Annotated in this window: 13 protein-coding genes, 1 tRNA gene and 2 rRNA genes; 10 read left to right on the forward strand and 6 right to left on the reverse strand. The window is 39.9% G+C overall.

The features are described from left to right. Positions 1 to 131: 131 nt before the first annotated feature. From FVA72_RS03030 to rrf, 3 genes are all read left to right on the forward strand, one after another. Positions 132 to 207: transfer RNA gene (locus FVA72_RS03030), tRNA-Glu, on the forward strand. Between the two features lie 349 nt (positions 208 to 556). After that, positions 557 to 3,465 (forward strand): 23S ribosomal RNA (locus tag FVA72_RS03035). A gap of 141 nt (positions 3,466 to 3,606) precedes the next feature. Continuing rightward, positions 3,607 to 3,722: ribosomal RNA gene (gene rrf / locus FVA72_RS03040) — 5S ribosomal RNA — on the forward strand. A gap of 1,541 nt (positions 3,723 to 5,263) precedes the next feature. Here rrf and idi read toward each other — a convergent pair. From idi to FVA72_RS03060, 4 genes are all read right to left on the reverse strand, one after another. Next, on the reverse strand, positions 5,264 to 5,779 hold the full coding sequence (idi, locus tag FVA72_RS03045) for an isopentenyl-diphosphate Delta-isomerase (protein WP_110592457.1): 516 nt from the start codon (positions 5,777 to 5,779) through the stop codon (positions 5,264 to 5,266). A 143-nt stretch (positions 5,780 to 5,922) separates the two neighbouring features. Further along, entirely contained in the window at positions 5,923 to 6,579 is a 657-nt protein-coding gene (narL, locus tag FVA72_RS03050; RefSeq protein ID WP_004905790.1) for a two-component system response regulator NarL, read from the reverse strand. Positions 6,580 to 6,598: 19 nt separating this feature from the next. Beyond that, positions 6,599 to 8,356 (reverse strand): nitrate/nitrite two-component system sensor histidine kinase NarX, encoded by a 1,758-nt coding sequence (gene narX, locus FVA72_RS03055; RefSeq protein WP_110592456.1) that lies wholly within the window; start codon positions 8,354 to 8,356, stop codon positions 6,599 to 6,601. A 372-nt stretch (positions 8,357 to 8,728) separates the two neighbouring features. Continuing rightward, a complete protein-coding gene (locus FVA72_RS03060; RefSeq protein ID WP_110592455.1) occupies positions 8,729 to 9,643 on the reverse strand; it encodes a DUF808 domain-containing protein in 915 nt (304 codons plus the stop codon). Between the two features lie 292 nt (positions 9,644 to 9,935). Here FVA72_RS03060 and FVA72_RS03065 point away from each other — a divergent pair, with 292 nt between their 5' ends. Continuing rightward, positions 9,936 to 10,922, forward strand: coding sequence for a glycosyltransferase (locus FVA72_RS03065; RefSeq protein WP_096865187.1), 987 nt, complete (start codon positions 9,936 to 9,938; stop codon positions 10,920 to 10,922). A 44-nt stretch (positions 10,923 to 10,966) separates the two neighbouring features. Here FVA72_RS03065 and FVA72_RS03070 read toward each other — a convergent pair whose 3' ends face one another. After that, entirely contained in the window at positions 10,967 to 11,911 is a 945-nt protein-coding gene (locus tag FVA72_RS03070; RefSeq protein ID WP_094962712.1) for a nucleoside hydrolase, read from the reverse strand. Between the two features lie 264 nt (positions 11,912 to 12,175). On the opposite strand from FVA72_RS03070, the gene FVA72_RS03075 reads away from it, so the two are divergent. The 4 genes from FVA72_RS03075 to FVA72_RS03090 all read left to right on the forward strand — a co-directional run bounded on the left by FVA72_RS03075 (position 12,176) and on the right by FVA72_RS03090 (position 16,504). Next, entirely contained in the window at positions 12,176 to 12,919 is a 744-nt protein-coding gene (locus tag FVA72_RS03075) for a helix-turn-helix transcriptional regulator (protein ID WP_110592454.1), read from the forward strand. 338 nt (positions 12,920 to 13,257) lie between these two features. Further along, positions 13,258 to 14,562, forward strand: a complete 1,305-nt coding sequence (locus tag FVA72_RS03080; RefSeq protein ID WP_004905784.1) for an NAD(P)/FAD-dependent oxidoreductase — start codon at positions 13,258 to 13,260, stop codon at positions 14,560 to 14,562. 51 nt (positions 14,563 to 14,613) lie between these two features. Next, positions 14,614 to 14,982 carry a cupin domain-containing protein gene (locus tag FVA72_RS03085; protein ID WP_094962713.1) on the forward strand — a complete coding sequence of 123 codons (369 nt, stop codon included), beginning with the start codon at positions 14,614 to 14,616 and terminating at the stop codon, positions 14,980 to 14,982. Between the two features lie 28 nt (positions 14,983 to 15,010). Continuing rightward, positions 15,011 to 16,504 (forward strand): aldehyde dehydrogenase family protein, encoded by a 1,494-nt coding sequence (locus FVA72_RS03090; protein WP_110592453.1) that lies wholly within the window; start codon positions 15,011 to 15,013, stop codon positions 16,502 to 16,504. A gap of 163 nt (positions 16,505 to 16,667) precedes the next feature. Here FVA72_RS03090 and FVA72_RS03095 read toward each other — a convergent pair whose 3' ends face one another. Next, positions 16,668 to 17,333 carry a helix-turn-helix transcriptional regulator gene (locus FVA72_RS03095; protein ID WP_094962715.1) on the reverse strand — a complete coding sequence of 222 codons (666 nt, stop codon included), beginning with the start codon at positions 17,331 to 17,333 and terminating at the stop codon, positions 16,668 to 16,670. A 397-nt stretch (positions 17,334 to 17,730) separates the two neighbouring features. Between FVA72_RS03095 and FVA72_RS03100 the strand changes: the two genes are divergently transcribed. Continuing rightward, positions 17,731 to 19,221 (forward strand): APC family permease, encoded by a 1,491-nt coding sequence (locus FVA72_RS03100; protein WP_110592452.1) that lies wholly within the window; start codon positions 17,731 to 17,733, stop codon positions 19,219 to 19,221. Beyond that, positions 19,196 to 19,810: a DUF3156 family protein gene (locus FVA72_RS03105; protein ID WP_243154733.1), complete on the forward strand. Its 615-nt coding sequence runs from the start codon at positions 19,196 to 19,198 to the stop codon at positions 19,808 to 19,810. Before FVA72_RS03100 ends, FVA72_RS03105 begins: the two co-directional genes overlap by 26 nt. Positions 19,811 to 19,841: the final 31 nt, after the last annotated feature.

Below are 19,841 nucleotides of genomic sequence, written 5' to 3' on the forward strand. Positions count from 1 at the left end.
ATTGAAGTGTTTTTGTGAAGTGCTCACACAGATTGTCTGATAGAAAGTAGAGCAATAGGCTATACGTGGGAGACTTATTCGAGAGAATAGGACTTACATGAGATACCGCAGCAGTATGTGCAATATCTTGTGTCCCCTTCGTCTAGAGGCCTAGGACACCGCCCTTTCACGGCGGTAACAGGGGTTCGAATCCCCTAGGGGACGCCAATTGCGCCGATATCGAGTGAAAGACGATGTCCCCAATAATGATTAAGCCAATTATATTGTAGTTGGTTTAACAATTATGCTCTTTAACAATCTGGAACAAGCTGAAAATTGAAAACAACGCACATTGTTTATCGCTTAAACAATGTGAGAGTCTCTCAAAATTTCAGACCTGAAATTTTCGGTCACTTTAGCGAGTGGCATGAGCGAGCAGTCAGTCCTTCGCGGCGGCCAGCGCACAGCAAGCGCAGCATACATAAGTATGTGAGCATTGCGAGCACTGCCCAACAAAGAAGGAATGCACGCACAGCCATGACAGTAAGGTGAACGTTGAAACAATTTCGGGTTGTGAGGTTAAGCGACTAAGCGTACACGGTGGATGCCTAGGCAATCAGAGGCGATGAAGGACGTGCTAATCTGCGATAAGCGTCGGTAAGGTGATATGAACCGTTACAACCGACGATTTCCGAATGGGGAAACCCAGTGCAATTCGTTGCACTATCGTTTGATGAATACATAGTCAAACGAAGCGAACCGGGGGAACTGAAACATCTCAGTACCCCGAGGAAAAGAAATCAACCGAGATTCCCCTAGTAGCGGCGAGCGAACGGGGAGCAGCCCAGAGTCTTAATCAGCATTAGCATCAGGAGAACGGTCTGGAAAGTCCGGCAGTAAAGGGTGATAGCCCCGTATCCGAAGGTGTTAGTGTTGTGAACTCGACGAGTAGGGCGGGACACGTGTTATCCTGTCTGAATATGGGGGGACCATCCTCCAAGGCTAAATACTCCTGATTGACCGATAGTGAACCAGTACCGTGAGGGAAAGGCGAAAAGAACCCCGGCGAGGGGAGTGAAATAGAACCTGAAACCGTGTACGTACAAGCAGTGGGAGCCTTGATTTATCAGGGTGACTGCGTACCTTTTGTATAATGGGTCAGCGACTTATATTCTGTAGCAAGGTTAACCGTATAGGGGAGCCGTAGGGAAACCGAGTCTTAACTGGGCGAATAAGTTGCAGGGTATAGACCCGAAACCCGGTGATCTAGCCATGGGCAGGTTGAAGGTTGGGTAACACTAACTGGAGGACCGAACCGACTAATGTTGAAAAATTAGCGGATGACTTGTGGCTGGGGGTGAAAGGCCAATCAAACCGGGAGATAGCTGGTTCTCCCCGAAAGCTATTTAGGTAGCGCCTCGTGAACTCATCTTCGGGGGTAGAGCACTGTTTCGACTAGGGGGTCATCCCGACTTACCAACTCGATGCAAACTACGAATACCGAAGAATGTTATCACGGGAGACACACGGCGGGTGCTAACGTTCGTCGTGAAGAGGGAAACAACCCAGACCGCCAGCTAAGGTCCCAAAGTCATAGTTAAGTGGGAAACGAAGTGGGAAGGCTCAGACAGCCAGGATGTTGGCTTAGAAGCAGCCATCATTTAAAGAAAGCGTAATAGCTCACTGGTCGAGTCGGCCTGCGCGGAAGATGTAACGGGGCTAAACTATGCACCGAAGCTGCGGCAGCGATATGTAAATATTGTTGGGTAGGGGAGCGTTCTGTAAGCCTGTGAAGGTGTGCTGTGAGGCATGCTGGAGGTATCAGAAGTGCGAATGCTGACATAAGTAACGATAATGCGGGTGAAAAACCCGCACGCCGGAAGACCAAGGGTTCCTGTCCAACGTTAATCGGGGCAGGGTGAGTCGACCCCTAAGGCGAGGCAGAAATGCGTAGTCGATGGGAAACGGGTTAATATTCCCGTACTGGTGATAATTGCGATGGGGGGACGGAGAAGGCTAGGCTATCCGGGCGACGGTTGTCCCGGTTTAAGGATGTAGGCAGGTGAATTAGGCAAATCCGGTTCACTATATGCTGAGGTCCGATGACGAGTCACTACGGTGATGAAGTAGCTCATGCCCCGCTTCCAGGAAAAGCCTCTAAGCTCTAGATTATCATTAATCGTACCCCAAACCGACACAGGTGGTCAGGTAGAGAATACTCAGGCGCTTGAGAGAACTCGGGTGAAGGAACTAGGCAAAATGGTGCCGTAACTTCGGGAGAAGGCACGCTGGCATTAGGTGAAGTCCCTTGCGGATGGAGCTGAAGCCAGTCGCAGATACCAGCTGGCTGCAACTGTTTATTAAAAACACAGCACTGTGCAAACACGAAAGTGGACGTATACGGTGTGACGCCTGCCCGGTGCTGGAAGGTTAATTGATGGGGTTATCCGTAAGGAGAAGCTCTTGATCGAAGCCCCAGTAAACGGCGGCCGTAACTATAACGGTCCTAAGGTAGCGAAATTCCTTGTCGGGTAAGTTCCGACCTGCACGAATGGCGTAATGATGGCCAGGCTGTCTCCACCCGAGACTCAGTGAAATTGAACTCGCTGTGAAGATGCAGTGTACCCGCGGCAAGACGGAAAGACCCCGTGAACCTTTACTATAGCTTGACACTGAACATTGAGCCTTGATGTGTAGGATAGGTGGGAGGCTTTGAAGTGTGGACGCCAGTCTGCATGGAGCCAACCTTGAAATACCACCCTTTAATGTTTGATGTTCTAACGTTGCCCCGTTATCCGGGGTGCGGACAGTGTCTGGTGGGTAGTTTGACTGGGGCGGTCTCCTCCCAAAGAGTAACGGAGGAGCACGAAGGTTGGCTAAGCATGGTCGGACATCATGCGGTTAGTGCAAAGGCATAAGCCAGCTTGACTGCGAGAGTGACGGCTCGAGCAGGTACGAAAGTAGGTCTTAGTGATCCGGTGGTTCTGAATGGAAGGGCCATCGCTCAACGGATAAAAGGTACTCCGGGGATAACAGGCTGATACCGCCCAAGAGTTCATATCGACGGCGGTGTTTGGCACCTCGATGTCGGCTCATCACATCCTGGGGCTGAAGTAGGTCCCAAGGGTACGGCTGTTCGCCGTTTAAAGTGGTACGCGAGCTGGGTTTAGAACGTCGTGAGACAGTTCGGTCCCTATCTGCCGTGGGCGTTGGAAGATTGAAAGGGGCTGCTCCTAGTACGAGAGGACCGGAGTGGACGCACCACTGGTGTTCGGGTTGTCATGCCAATGGCATTGCCCGGTAGCTAAGTGCGGAAGAGATAACCGCTGAAAGCATCTAAGCGGGAAACTTGCCTTGAGATGAGTCTTCCCTGACTCTTTAAGAGTCCTAAAGGAACGTTTAAGACTAAGACGTTGATAGGTTGGGTGTGTAAGCGTAGCGATACGTTGAGCTAACCAATACTAATGAACCGTGAGGCTTAACCTGACAACACCGAAGGTGTTTTAGAGAGATAGAGTTGTTTTCGAGAAGTGAGAAGCCGAAAGGTGAAGGACACACAGCTTGTTTGAGATTGAAGTTCTGGTTTGCGAAGAGTAATAAGCGCAAACGGGAACGAAACAGAATTTGTCTGGCGGCAATAGCGCGGTGGTCCCACCTGACCCCATGCCGAACTCAGCAGTGAAACGCCGTAGCGCCGATGGTAGTGTGGGGTCTCCCCATGTGAGAGTAGGGAACTGCCAGACATTAAATTAGTGAGAAAGCCACCCATTGGGTGGCTTTTTTGCGTTTGGAGAAAAAAAGAAAAACAGTGGGTGTTGAGATTAGGAGGGGGGCCTAAGCTTTAGTTCCTCAGTTCCTTAATGCTTTACTCCCTAATTTTAATTCCCTTTTTATCGCTTACTTTCTCATTAGACGATGTATTACACATCTCTTCATCTTTTTTAGCTACTCTTGGGGCTCCCCTCTATCTATCACCATCATTAATGAGCGTGTGTGATGCAAAGTAGTGAGTAACAGCTCACAGGTTGTTTAGGGTAGCGGAATTTTAATAAAATCAAATAAATATTGTGGATTGGGAGTTTCCCCATCACGGTGATGAATGATACCGCTTGAGTCAAAGTAGTCAGTAACAACTCACTTGTTGAAAGGGATGTTGGCTGCTAGTGATGGTGAGATGGCAGGAGTTAGGAGAAGTAATGGAGGGGGAGCGGTTGTATTGGTGCGCTGAATGGATATTGTGGATGCAAAGAGTGAGTAACAACTCACAGATTGTTTAGGGTAGCGGAATTTTAAGAATATCACGAGAGTACTGTGGATAGGGTGTTTCCCCATCATGGTGATGAATGACATCGCTTGAGTCAAAGTAGTAAGTAACAACTCACTTGTTGAAAGGGCGGTGGCTGTTGGCGATGGTGGGATGACAGGGGTAGGAGAAGCAATGGTGGAGAAGCGGTTGTATTGGTGTAATGAACGGATATATTAAATGCAAAGTTAGTGAGTAACAGCTCACTAGTGATGGGGAGTTGGACGTTTAAATACATAGCATTGTATACCATAGAATAGGTAATTTATTGTTAATGTATTGAAATGGGGAATGTCTCTAGCAGATATAAAGTAGTGAGTAACAGCTCACTAGTGATGGGGAGTTGGACGTTTAAATACATAGCATTGTATACCATAGAATAGGTAATTTATTGTTAATGTATTGAAATGAGGAATGTCTCTAGCAGATATAAAGTAGTGAGTAACAGCTCACTAGTGACGGGGAGTTGGACGTTTAAATACATAGCATTGTATACCATAGAATAGGTAATTTATTGCTAATGTATAGAGATGGGGAATGTTTTTAGTAGATATAAAGTAGTGAGTAACAACTCACTTGTTATGGTAATTAAAAACATATTTGGTAATTTAGATATATCTGGTAAAAGAATCAAAAAATATAGTTAGCAAGGTTGTAGTGAATTTTATATGATTACTTATTATATAAATAGGATAATATAATGGAATTTTACTGATAAATAGAATGTATTTGATAAGTTAAAGTTAAGAATAATATTTATTATTGAAGGTGGTGAAATATTAAATATTAACAAATTTATCATGCTTCTATCCTGAAATTAAACTAGTGCTATTATTAATTAATGATTTAAGAATAATTAATTAAATTATTTTTCATCTATAATGTGTTTTTTATAATATTTTTAGGTTTAGATAAATATTTTTATAATTAAAATGCAAGATTAGAAAATTAAGTTATAAATAAAAATATGATAAAACATATTTATTTGAAATCTAATAAAGGAAATTCTTCCAATATTTTTTTAAACCACGGTGTGAAAGCTTCAGGATTAAGAAGGATCTCTTGTTTTAATTGAGTAATATTTACCCACCTTATAGATGAGACTTCTTCTCTATTTGGTTGGATATTCTTGTTATAATGTCCAATAAAGATATGGTCATACTCATGTTCAATTAATCCTCCCTGAACATCAGCTTTATAAATTAAGGAACCTATATGCGTTAATGGAGTGGCAAAGCCTAGCTCCTCTTGAAGTCTACGTTCAGCGGCTTTCTGAGTATCTTCATTAGGTTTAGGATGGCTACAGCAAGAATTTGCCCATTGCCCAGCTGAATGATATTTATGAAGAGCTCTCTGTTGAATCAGTAGCTCGTTTTGCTCATTAAAAATAAATACTGAAAATGCTCGGTGCAGATGACCGAGTTGATGCGCCAATAATTTAGGCATAACACCAATAGGTTCATCATGTTCATTTACTAAAATTAATTCATCTTCCATTTATATTATTTTCCTTCATAAAAATGATTTCAGTAGTTTAGTATAATTAAAAATATAAGTTTGCATATTAGAGCTATTTACTAATAAACATAATTATTTTTTACTCGCAGCTATCATAAGGTTATATAGCTGCGAGTATAAAATTATTTTTGTTGTAAAACCCAAACTGCAGCTTCGACCCTTGATTTTAAATTGAGTTTTTTAAGTAAATGTTTAACATGTACTTTTACTGTGCTTTCTGCAATATCTAGTTTACGAGCTATCATTTTATTTGATAAACCCTGAGAGATCAGTTCTAAAATATCGGCTTCTCTTGGTGTCAATGAAGCAATATTATTGTCATCCTGTGTGGTGTTATCTCTTAGTGATTCAGCAAGTACAGATGCTAATGTTGGGCTAACAACTAACTTACCGCTTGCTGCTTCTTTAAGGGCTACGATAAGCTCTTCAGGTTCCATATCTTTTAGTAAATAACCATCTGCACCTCTTTTTAGTGCATTGACTAAATCATCACTATAGTTAGAAACGGTAAAAAGAATAATTCTACCTGACAACTCTCGCTTCCTAAGTTCATCAAGAGTTTCAAAACCATTCATGCCTGGCATGTTGAGATCCAGTAAGATAAGGTCAGGATCTTGCTCTTCAGCGATTTGGATACCTGTTTTACCATCTCCCGCTTCACCGATAACTTGTAATGAAGGTTCCAAACTAATCAATTGTTTGACTCCATTTCTTAGCATCGGATGATCATCAATAAGTAGAATGGTTGATTTTTCGTTCACTATATTTGTATTTTCCATAGATGATTTTTCCGGTATGTTAAGCGTCAGATAAAGGGAAGGTAACTTTTACCTCTGTTCCACCTTGAGGCCTAGGTGTAATACAACAGTTGCCATTAAGGCTTAATGCTCTTTCTCTCATAATAATAAGCCCATAATGATTAAGTTTATCAGTATTTGACGTGATCCCTGTACCATCGTCAGTAATTATAATAGTCACAATACCATCATACTGGTTTAATGAAACCTCAGCCCATTTTGCATTAGCATGTTTTAAAATATTGGTTAATGCCTCTCGGACTATTTGTATAATATGAATAGATTGATGCGGTGAAATACTTTTTGCGGGTAGGTCGTAATTTAAGTCTATTTTATACCCCATACGTTCGCTAAATTCATTAATGGTACTTTCTAATGAGGGGAGCAGACCTGGCTCCGTTAATTTAAGCCTAAATGTGGTTAATAGCTCTCTCAATTGACTATATGCGGTATTAATCTCGCTGCGCATTTCCGTTAACAACTGTTGTGGCTTTTCTGGTAATGGTTCAGGTTGTAATTGCAGGTAACTAATTTGCATCTTCAAGCAAGATAGAGACTGGGCGATAGAGTCATGGAGTTCTCTGGCAATAGCAGAACGTTCATCCATGATAAGCAACTGTTGCTGTTGTTCTATTTGGTGTTCCATTGCTAACATGCCAGAAATTTGTTTTGCTAAAACAGAAACGAGATTGTTTTGTTCATCTGAAAGTATTTGATTATCTTCAATCTCACCAATAATAATGCCATAACGATGCATATTGTCTGATAAATCCCATTGCAAGCTAAGAGGTTTCTCGGTTGTGACTTGTTGTTTTAGTTGCTTTGTATTCGCTTCAGATAACCCGGTTGAATGGCAGCATATTTCATGAAAATATGCTTCATTGCTTTCTTCATACAACCGTAAACTCAGATTTTTGAGTATGGTAATGTTTTCTAGTTCAATAAGAACTTTTTGTAATCGCAAGTAGAGGGGATCCGAGGAATGAAGGATTTGGTTTGATTGATATAAATAAGATAACACCTTATTTTTTGTGATTAAGTCTGCAGTTTTTTCTGCGACTCTTTCTTCAAGCTGATGATAACTTAGCGCTAATTCATCTGACATCTGGTTCAGAGTTTCTCCTAGCGCATTTAATTCATCTTGCCTATTATTTTTAGGGTAGCGTTGGCTAAAATCTTTTCGTCCAATCGCATTGACCATTGATAATAATTTAACCCATGGGTAATAAATTTTTCTTCTCAGGTGCCAGATAGTTCCCATAAGTAATAAGAATACTAAACTGATGAAAATCAGTTGTGTCATGGCAACATAAGCAATCTTTCTTTCCGTTTTCTCATCAATGTTATGAACTAATTCATCTAGTTTACTTACAAATGATATAACTTCGTATCTTGCATCGTTAGGTGTATTTGCTTCCATTAATGAGGGTTTTAAGATATGTAACCAATAATTGTAGAGTTCATCAAATTGAGGCGTTAAATTTTCGATCTTTACAACTTGAGTCAGCTCTGGGCTGATGAGGTCAGATTCTAATGCATCGAGATAACGCTGATTCTGGGTATTTAAAGGGACTAGAGAAAGCAATCTGTAGCTCTGCATTCGTAGTGAACCAGATTTATTTATTGCATGAGCGTTACCCTGCACACTTAAAATCATTCGATTGGAAATCGTCATCCCAATAATTCCTAAGATCGCAATAAGTAGCATAAGGCCGATCACTTGGTTAATAATTGAAAATCGACGATACAGTGTGGGCATGTGTCACTTCCTTAAAGAGTAGCGCTAGCGAACTTAAAATGCATATTTCTCGTATTGTTCATAAAGGGTCGAATATTAAATATACTACTTTGGTAGTAATTTTCTGGATCTATAACGATATAGATAATAAAAAATAAAATTTTTCTTTAAGTTTTATGCTTTTATTTATTGATATATAAGATTAAATTTGGTTTGACTGGAAATAGGTTTACGTATTATAGCGTAAATTAAAGATGAGTTTCTTTTGATTTAGATCAGTTTAAATATCGAAGTAAATCAATATGTAAAATAATATACATCGAAAGTGTCTTTGATAATCATATCAATGATAGAAAGAAAGGCAGCCCTAATCGATAGAGCTACCTTTTTGTTTTAAGCTTTTTTAAATTTTTTGAATAGTGAGATTATCGCAACAAGGATTAGGCCTGTTACTAGCCCAAAAAATAAATTAATTATAGTTGGTAAGATAAACTGCATAGTACTGCCAATGATAGGCGTTAAGGTTGCTGTAAAGGATATTTCGGTGATCCATTCTGAAATATAGCTGATACCGTGGGTTAGAATACCACCACCGACCATAAACATCGCGGCAGTCCCTACAACAGATAATGTTTTCATCAGATAAGGAGTGGCATAAATTAATGAATTACCACATTTTTTTAATAAAGAAGAGGTTTTTTTCTGTAAATAAAAGCCTAAGTCATCTAATTTGACAATCCCTGCAACTAAGCCATATACACCGATAGTCATTACGATAGCAATGATAGAGAGTACGGCCACTTGGTTGATAAAAGTGGTAGTGGAAACAATACCTAGTGTGATGGCAATAATTTCGGCTGATAAAACAAAATCAGTACGAATAGCCCCTTTAATTTTTTTACTTTCAAATTCCTTAAGTTGTTCTTCTGATAACTGTAATTGATTTTGGGAAACAGTATCTTTTACGTTAGAATGCAAGAGCTTATGAGTGATTTTTTCTGCGCCTTCAAAACAAAGGTAGGCTCCACCAATCATAAGTAGTGGTGTGATAGCCCAAGGAAGAAAGGCACTGATTAATAATGCTAAAGGAACAAGTATTAATTTATTAATAAATGACCCTTTAGCAACGGACCAAACAACAGGAATCTCTCTATCTGCACGAACACCTGTGACTTGCTGGGCGTTTAGCGCGAGGTCATCACCTAAAACCCCAGAGGTTTTTTTGGCAGCCATTTTCGTCATGACGGAAACATCGTCTAGTACAGCGGCAATATCATCAAGTAATGTGAGTAAGCTACTTCCAGCCACAGGGTTATCCTCAATATTTTTTAAGGTGTCATTAATGTTTATTAGGTCAGTTAATGGATAATTAGTTCACTACAACATAAACCATATGTACAAATAAGATAATTCCACTGCAACTGATAAGTCTGAATTTTGAATTATTAAATTTTTATGACAGTGGAACCAATATGGTTTTTTCTTTTCTAACTTATTAATTTTAGTAAAGTAACATATTGCTATCTGCTATTTTACTTTATATTCGGTTTAATTATTTAGTTTATAAATAAATTTTAATAGATAGGTATAGGGTTAATACATGTCTTCTCAGCCAGTTTTGAGTATTGTCGTTGCTGTATATAATGGTGAAAAATTTTTACCTCAGTTTTTTGATAGCTTAATTGCGCAAAAGTTAGAAAATTGGGAGCTGATCGTTGTAAATGACGGCTCTAAAGATAAAAGTGAAGATATCATTAAGTCTTATGCAGATAAATTTGTACATTTGAAAGTGCTTTATCAAGAAAACCAAGGTGTCTCAGTTGCTCGTAATACGGGGATGGCTGAGGCTACGGGAAAATACATTACATTTCCTGATATTGATGATGAAATTAGCCCACAAATGTATGGGCGTTTATTAGAAATCGCATTATCAAATGACCTCGATGTTGCAACTTGTAATGGGACTTATGTTTATACTAATGGCGATGCTCCAAAGGCAATTTTCCCACCGAATAAAGTCCCGTCAACTGGGGTGATTTCAGGCCCTGAGTGGCTTGAAATTGGCTTAAGTTCACGCAAGTTTTTGCATGTAACTTGGCTGAATTTATATCGTTTAGACATGTTGCGCCAACACAAATTTTTCTTTGAGCCCAAATTACATCACCAAGACATTCCTTGGACAACAGAAGTGTTGCTCGTAGCAAAGCGCGTGCAATTTATTAATGAACAATACTATCGATATTTAATCCATAACCAATCTGTTTCACACTCATTGAGTGGTGATGAGCGCTCAGTCCGTAAGATAAAAACCTATTTGAAGATTATTGATATGCTGTTAAATATTTACCAGCGTTATCCTGAACAAGTTAAACAAGCCCCTGCTTGTTTATGGCAGGTAGGAAAGGAAGGCTTAGGGGTGATTCAAGCGCTATTAGCCATCAAATCACCAGATGTACAGAAGGAAATGGTACAACTATTTTTTGATAAAGGTTATTGGCAAATTGTGTGGGCGCATGCAACTACAGTAAAATTAAAATGGCGATTAATTAGACGTTACACAAAACTAAAAGAAATTATCAAATCATAATTTACTGAAAAGGTAGCTATTTTTATAGGCTACCTTTTTTGTTTCTATTTTGCTAATTGCTTTAGAGAAGCAATAAACATATCCCATAACTTTGGGTTATCTAACTTTGTAGCGACTTGCGTGTGGCAATCTGCTTTAGCGGGGTGGCGAAAGTCAGTCACCGTCATACCCGTTGTTAAAGCACCTTGCAGTTCGATATCAATCGGAGCTTTAATCGTTTCCATTATGGATGGGTCGATAACATAAGCAACAGCACATAGGTCGTGGACAGGGGCATGGTTAGTATAGCCATTACGTCTGCGGTAACCTGCAGTGTAGTAATTTAGGGATTCAACAACAAAATCACTTACAGGTGTATTTAACGCTGCAATTGTTTCCATTATTTGGTCGTCTGGCCTTGCTTGATGTGTAAGATCTAACCCAATCATAGTGATAGGCCAAGTTTCATTAAACACGATATGAGCAGCCTCAGGGTCTATAAGGATATTGAATTCAGCGACTGCAGTTCGATTGCCTGTATGGTAGCCTCCTCCCATTAAAACAACTTCTTTTACTAATTCTACAATTTCAGGTGCTTTTCTCACTGCCAAAGCAATATTTGTTAGCCCACCAATAGGAACGAGAGTAATTGTTTTAGGCGGATGTGATTTGAGTGTATCAATAATTAGGTCAACAGCATGGCGCTGATCAATAGGGAGCTTGGGATCGGGGAGATGAGTACCGTCAAGGCCTGTTGTACCATGAACTTCTGGCGCAGTCTGTATTGTTCTCACTAGTGGCCTAGAGCAACCTGCGGCGATAGGGATATCATTTGCACTAACGAATTCCATAATTGCGCGTGCGTTATGAGTAACTTTATCTAATGTTTGGTTTCCGACGACTGTAGTTACCGCAAGTAACTCTATATTTGAATTGCCTAATGCTAAGAAAATTGCCATTGCATCATCGTGGCCGGGGTCACAATCGATAATAATTTTATTGTTAGACATTATTTCTCCATTTATTAGGTTATTTACGTTTAATTGACATAATATATGGATATATTTATTTTTATGTGATGTAAGTTCTATTTTTATGAATACTAATGTAATGAAATTATTCATTAGGGTTACTAATGGAGAGTGATGTGATTAACATATTAATAACAATCGTGTTGAGTTTATAAAGATAATGTGTTCTTTATGTAGTTTTAAGCAATATAAATGAAACCGCCCAGATGGTTTTATTAACGACTTAATGATTGAGGAGGCAGAATGGAGAACTATCTAGAAAGATTACCTGATGTTATTGATTCTGTTGCAACTAATCAGTTTTATCCTAATTTATTATCATGGTTGTCTTCACTTATTGCATTCGATAATGCGATTGTTTACTCCTTTGAAAAAGGAGCTCCACCTCGATTTCTTTCCAAAGTAGAGCGCCGTAATAGCGATAGTATTAACAGAATCTATCAACGAGGTGCTTATTTAATGGACCCATTCTACCAAGAAATCCAAAAAGGCGGGGCTTCTAAAGTATTAACACTAAAAGAACTCGCACCTAAAGGATTTTATCATACGGACTATTATCTCAATTTTTATCGTAAAACAGGGTGGTGCGATGAGGCAGGGTTGCTGTTAGATATTTCAACTAATAGGCAGTTAGGTATTTTTTTTGGTAATGAAGATAGGCCTTTTTTCTCGGAAAAATATACGCAAGCGCCACTTAAAGACGCCTTCGATATCATTCGTAGCATGGTCAAACTTCATAAAGATGTTTCTCCTTCTTCGGTGTCGAATCACTACCAAAATACAGACATGCAAACACGATTTGGGTTAACACCGAGAGAGTGTGAAGTTGTCGAATTAATCTTAGCGGGTAAAGGTTCACCACAAATTGCACAGGCACTTTTCATCAGTTTAGGGACAGTGAAAAATCACCGTAAGAATATCTATCAAAAATTAAGTATTAATTCACAGGTTGAATTGTTTAACTTATTAATTAATAGGTTAAGCTAAGTATAATATGCTTTTATATTTATTTTAACCTAATGATTTAAAAGTGTTTTATGGCTGTTATCTTTTTTATTGCTGCGTTATTTTTTTGTTTTTGTCTAGATGACCTTAATAAACTTAAATTCAATTAATAATCATCATTATTAATATGGTAATATTTGTATAACTAATTGTTTATAATCTTATATTTTTTGATTTTGTAAATTTTATTATTATTTAAATATTCTACTTGCATCACAATTGTTAACTTTATGTTTCGAATGTCCCTAAAGGGATATGTAATTGTTAATGTAAGGTTAAGATAATCAGGTTATCGAAAGATACTAAACAGGGTATCCATAATGAATAACCAAGTAGAATCATTGACTTACTATGCTGCGACTAAGAAATATGACTTACGTTTTCCTACATTAAAGGAAGATCTTGATGTTGACGTCGTGATTATTGGTGGCGGCTTTTCTGGGATCCATACCGCACTTGAGTTGTGTGAGAAAGGGATTACCAATATCGCTATTTTGGAAGGACGGCATCTTGGCTACGGTGGCTCAGGGCGTAATGGCGGCCAAGTGATGGCGGGTATTGGTCATGATATCGATGCAATTAAAAAATATGTCGGGCCAGAGGGTTTAGAAACAATTTTTAAACTCAGTAATATGGGCGCAGGGATCATGCGTGATCGCATCGCTAAATATGATATTGATGCAGACTTTTGCCGTGGTTATGCATACTTAGGAAGCAATAAGCGCCAAGAAAAGACTTTGCGTAGTTGGCTAAAAGATTTCAAGTCTGTCGATCCTGAGGAAGAAATTGAGTTTTACAGTGGCTCAGAACTAAAACAGATTATTGGTTCTGATGCTTATACCTGTGGTATCAAACACATGGGCGGTGGGCATGTACATTCATTGAACTTATTGTTAGGTGAAGCGAAAGCGGTTAGTGAAATATATGGCGCTAAAATATTTGAGAATAGTCAAGTATTAAATGTTGAGTATGGTAATACCATCAAGGTTAGAACTGCGATGGGAACGGTCAAAGCACAAAAAATGCTGTGGGCTTGTGATTCATTTTTAAATGGCCTTGAGCCGACGATTTACCCTAAGACCATTAATACTTATGCATATCAATTAATGACGGAAGAGCTGCCTGATGAATTGATCGAGCAAATTAGCCCAATCCGTGGTGCTTATAGTGATATTCGTCCAGTTATTGATTACTACCGAGTGACGAATGAAAATCGCCTCTTATTCGGCAGTTCAACGCATTTTCTTGAATACATTCCATCTGACCTTAAAGCATGGAATCGTAACCTAATGCTAAAAGTCTTTCCCTATCTCAAAGATGTCAAAATTGAATTAGCTTGGGGTGGACCAATGGCATGTAGTGCAAATTTATTTCCACAAATTGGTTCATTACCACAACATAAAAATGTGTTTTATGCGCAGGGCTATTCAGGTTTTGGTGTTACGCCTAGCCAGATTGTGTGCAAAGTCCTGGCTGAAGGGATGGTAGAAGGTTCTCATCGTTATGACTTAATGAGTTCTATCCCGCACGCCAATATTATTGGTAAAGATAGCATGCGTAATGTGATTGTTTCACTGGCAAAAATAATGCATCAAACATCCGGTTATTGGCAAGGTCGCCGTTAATTCGTTATCCGCCTAACTAGTTTATTTAAATCGATTAAAGGTAAAAAAATTATGATTAGTCCATTACTGTTAAACAAACCACTGCCAGAACTATTAAATATTGGTAGCGTGACAAATTTAGGTTCTGTGGTTGTTGAAGGCGACCCTCAAGCGAGTGTTGCGATGATCCACGGTGAACCAACGGATAATCTAACCTGTGGTATTTTTGCTTGCACTAAAGGTAAGTTCAAGATGGTGTATCCATTTGATGAAATGGCGACAGTCCATGAAGGTTCGGTGAAGTTAACGGATGTGAAAACAGGTGTGACGGTTGAATACCATAAAGGTGATACATGGTTTGCTGCGAAAGGTACCGAAGTTTTATGGGAAATTGATGCACCACGCTTCGTAAAACATTACCTAGCTTGTGTAAATGCCTAATTAGTTTCTATTGAGTGGAGTGATAACAATGAGTGAGTTAACCCTATTACCAGAAGTCAGCGAGTTCTTGAAGCGTCAACACGGCCATTTTATCAACGGGTTACCGGTTTCTGGCAAGGGCGATACTTTTTTTGATGTTGTTAACCCTGCCACTGAACAGGTTATTGCTAAAGTAAAAGAAGGGACTTTAGCCGAAGTTGATGCCGCAATGGATGCGGCTCATACTGCATTTAAAGGGGTTTGGGCAAATACCACACCAATGGAAAGAGGGAATTGCTTAAACCGCCTTGCTGACCTACTTGAAAAACACCTTGAAGAATTAGCCCAGCTAGAGACGTTATGTTCAGGTAAAACCATTCAATTATCTCGTTTTCTTGAAGTGGGCTCATCTGCCCAGTTCTTGCGTTATTTTGCCGGTTGGGCGACAAAAATCAGTGGAGAGACATTGAATGTCTCATTGCCTTCTTTTAATGGTGAGAAATATTCTGCATTTACTCAGCGTGAACCCGTTGGCGTTGTCGCCGGTATCATTCCTTGGAATTTTTCGATCATGATTTCCATTTGGAAATTAGCTGCCGCTTTAACATGCGGTTGCACGATTGTGTTGAAACCAAGTGAATTTACCCCGCTAACTATGCTAAGGGTGGTGGAATTAGCAAAAGAGGCAGGGGTACCTGACGGTGTAATTAATATCGTGAATGGTGGTGGTCGTGAAGTTGGGCCTGCACTGATTCATCATCCACTTTGTTCTAAAGTGACATTTACGGGTTCAGTACCAACAGGTCTGGCGGTAGGGCGCTCAGCGATGGAAGGTAAATTAACCCGAGTCACACTTGAACTTGGTGGGAAAAACGGCGCTGCATTCTTAGCTGACCTACCGGTTGAAAAAATTGTTAATGGGATTATTGAAGCGGGATATCTAAATCAAGGACAAATTTGTGCGGCTGCTGAGCGGTTCTATATTCCCTCTAAATTGATGGATGAAGTATTAGCGGAACTAAAAACACGTTTGTCTGCGATGAAAGTGGGTTCTCCATTAGATGAAACAACCGAAATGGGGCCGCTGGCAAATAAAGCGCACTATGAAAAAATCTTAGGTCTGTTTGAAAAAGCTCGCCAAGATGGCAGTGAAATTATTTATGGTGGTCAGCCCATTGCAGGTGCTGGGTATTTTGTGCCTCCAACCATTATTCGTGCTAATAGCCCAAATGATGTATTGATGAAAGAGGAAACATTTGGGCCAATAGGGACTTTCTTAAGCTACGATGATGAAGAAGAACTTATTGAGATGATGAATAGCACTCCATTTGGTTTAGCTGCGAGTTTATGGACAAATGATCTCAGTAAAGCGATGCGTATGATTTCACGCATTGAAGCGGGAACCGTATGGGTGAATATGCATACCTTCCTTGACCCAGCAGTCCCATTTGGTGGTGTTAAGTCATCGGGTATTGGCCGTGAATTTGGTAGTACCTTTATTGAGTATTACACAGAGTTAAAATCTGTCATGGTGCGTTATTAGTGTTCGATTTATATTTAATTAATCAACATTTCCCGGCCATCGTGCCGGTTTTTTTTGTATTTCAATACAGGAAAAGTAAAAGCGTGAGTTATGAAGAAGGTTGATAATGATTAATTGTCGAAAAAGCGATGAAAATAGATGCCGTAGGTGGTCGTTAAACAAATTAGAGCTTTTCTTGGCGAATGATAAACCCTGATGATACAAGCTCGGTTCGGTTCGTCACATTCGCTTTAGTGAAGATATTGCGTAAGTGAGTCTTCACTGTTGATAGTGAAACTCCCAATAATAATGCAATTCGCTTATTACTTGCGCCTTCCCGTACTAAATGGATGATTTCTTGTTCTTTAGGGGTATAAGACACTAGCGAGTCGGGTAACACATCGAATGTCATTAGTTCAGCGACAGGCAAGATAGCATTTAATCGCATGATTTCTTGCTGGCTAAATGGGCTGTCTCGCAGCACCGAAATCCCCGCAATAATTTTATTTTTACGGCGAATAAATATTTCTGCCATATCAGCCATGTTATTTGGCTGCATAAAATCATGGAAAAAAGCCTGATTTTGCTGGCGTATTTCAGAATCCATTCTCACTAAGCGTAAGTCATCACTGCGAAAATGGTCAGGGTGCAAAGGGTCTAATTGGTGAAAATAAGTGAGATATTCTTCGTGCATTTTTGCTGAGATCCCATGAAGAACGTAGTTATCTGGCTGGCAATGATCATTCACGAGGTAATACACCAATGCGGAAACCGGAATAATATGAGCAATGGTATTTAGGCAGCAATCAATTAATGTTTGTTGATGAGGCTCGAATAATGGTGAAGTCATCATATTCCCTTGCGTATTAATCGAATTATTATCATGCCTCTTAATGCGGTTAACATAAAATAAACATATTAATAACGTGAAGTTGATAACAGTATTTAAAACTGATGAAAACCCCATAAATATTGATTTGGTGCTTTTTGGTATCTTTAGGGAGTTGTTTATTAATATATTAATGAGTAATTTATTTGCTACATATTGATATTACTTTGATTATTTTTTTTGCCCTTCAGAATATGGGTACTTTTCGCGAGTTGCATTTTATTTCCCCTCTCTCTAGGTATCGTTCTTTAGGACGATAGCAGCCTGTTTAGGCTTATTTCTATAGTGGATATGTAGTTACTTTGTTTTTACAAAAAATTCACATTCATGACTGGGTAGAGAGTGAGAGGGATGTAAAATGAATTTATCCTCAAAATTGTCGACACATTTAGAAAAAGGGAAAGTTGGCTTTCCGACCACATTGGCGAGTTCTGCCGGCTTGATTATGGCTAGCCCCGTTATTTTAACCGTTACGAGTGGATTCGGTATTGGTGGTGATACATTCGCCCTAGCGGTGTTATTCAGCTTCATTATGATGCAAGCTCAGCTAACCACATTTTCGGAGGCTGCGGCTATTCTACCAACTTCAGGGTCGGTATATGACTATATATCGTGTGGAATGGGGCGTTTTTGGGCGATAACTGGCGCACTTTCGGCTTATTTGATTGTGCATGTGTTTGCAGGAACTGCCGAAACGATCCTTTCAGGAATTATGGCGCTCGTTAACTTTGAGCATCTCAATACTGTCCTAGAGACCAGAAATTCATCTTGGATGGTTGGCGTGGGATTAGTTGTCACGTTTGGGATTTTAAATGCATTTGGTATTGAAGCCTTTGGTAAGGTCGAGGTTGTACTAACATTCGCCATGTGGTCTACGTTAGTGATTTTTAGTGTGAGCGGTTTGATGTTGCCGTTTCATGTCGATATGGACGGCTGGTTTGGTCAGCCACTCAATACGGATCCAACGCTCATCCTTAGTTTTGTGGGGATGGCAATGTTCATGTTTGTTGGTTGTGAACTCGTTACTCCAATGGCGCCTGAAATTAAAAATTCTGCCAAAGTGATCCCTCGCGCGATGACCACGGGTTTATTCTGCGTCGCACTCTGTATGGTGTTATTCGGTGCAGCTCTAGCGAACCAAGTGGAAAATGTGGTCGTTGACCCGCAAACAGGCACACGCTTACTTGAAACACCGATGGCAATCCCTGCATTCGCTGAAATTGTCATGGGCGAGTTTGGGAAGTATTGGATAGGTGTCGCATTATTATTGGCTGGTGGAGCAACCATTAATACGTTAATGGCAGCGGTTCCGCGTATTCTTTATGGAATGGCGCTTGATGGGGCATTACCACGCATTTTTGCTTATTTACACCCGCGTTTCAAAACCCCGGTATTCGGTATTTTAGTCGCCGTGATGATCCCATGTTTGCATGCTTTTGCTATTCAAGGTGACCTTGACCGTATTATTCCATTGGTACTGGCGGCGGTGTGTTCTTGGGGGACGGCTTACTTGTTAGTAACGATTTCAGTGGTGTTATTGCGCATTCGTCGACCTGACTTACATCGTGCCTATCGTTCGCCTTTTTTCCCTATACCGCAAATTATTTCGAGTGTCGGAATTATTTTAGCTATTGTGTATATCACTCCTCCTGGCATGAATAAGTCGGATGTCTATATTCCCTTTGCCATTATGTTAGGTTTAACAGCAGGATATGCATTAATTTGGACTGTTTTCGTACAGAAAGTTAACCCATTTAAACCTGTAGATGTTGAATCCGTTTTATCGAATTCCTTTGCTGATGAAGAAATGGAAGGAGGCCAACTTGAGCCATTACGTAACCTCGCCTAAACCATCTTTGTGGGAAAGAATCGGTAAGCTCACTCAGCAACGTTTGCCTGCCGGATATCAAACAGGATTGACACTTAACCGTGTTGAAAAGGACATGGCACCTTATCCATGTGAATGGGGAGCACCCGGAGTGCTCCTTGTACAGCCTGAGCCTGAGTTAACCATTGAAGTGACTGAGCGACCAAGAAAATTGTTTCTCGCTTTTATCGTATATAGCCGCTTTGCGGTATCTGGCAAGTGCGCTGATAATATCAATGCAACAATTGAAGTAAAAACCCGTGGGAGTATAAAGAAAAAACATATCCATTTTGTATCGAAACAAATGGATGGTCATAAAGTTATCGAGTGGTTGAATGAATACCCCGTTATTCGGCAAACATTAGAAGAGCTGGAATTTAATCATTGCAAGATAGAGTTTAGCGGTGGCCGTTGGCGTTGTGAAATTGAGCCTTATACGGCATCAGAAATGGTGAGCCGCATCCCAGCGACTCGTCGTTATTTGAGATTAATACAAAAACAACGTTATTATTTATTGAGTGCGCTGCAGTTAATTAACCAACTGGTGGAAAAACGTGCTGTGAGCCATTGAGTTTAAAAGAGTTTTTTGATAGTAATAATTA

This window comes from Providencia sp. PROV061, assembly GCF_011045655.1.
Classification (GTDB): domain Bacteria; phylum Pseudomonadota; class Gammaproteobacteria; order Enterobacterales; family Enterobacteriaceae; genus Providencia; species Providencia hangzhouensis.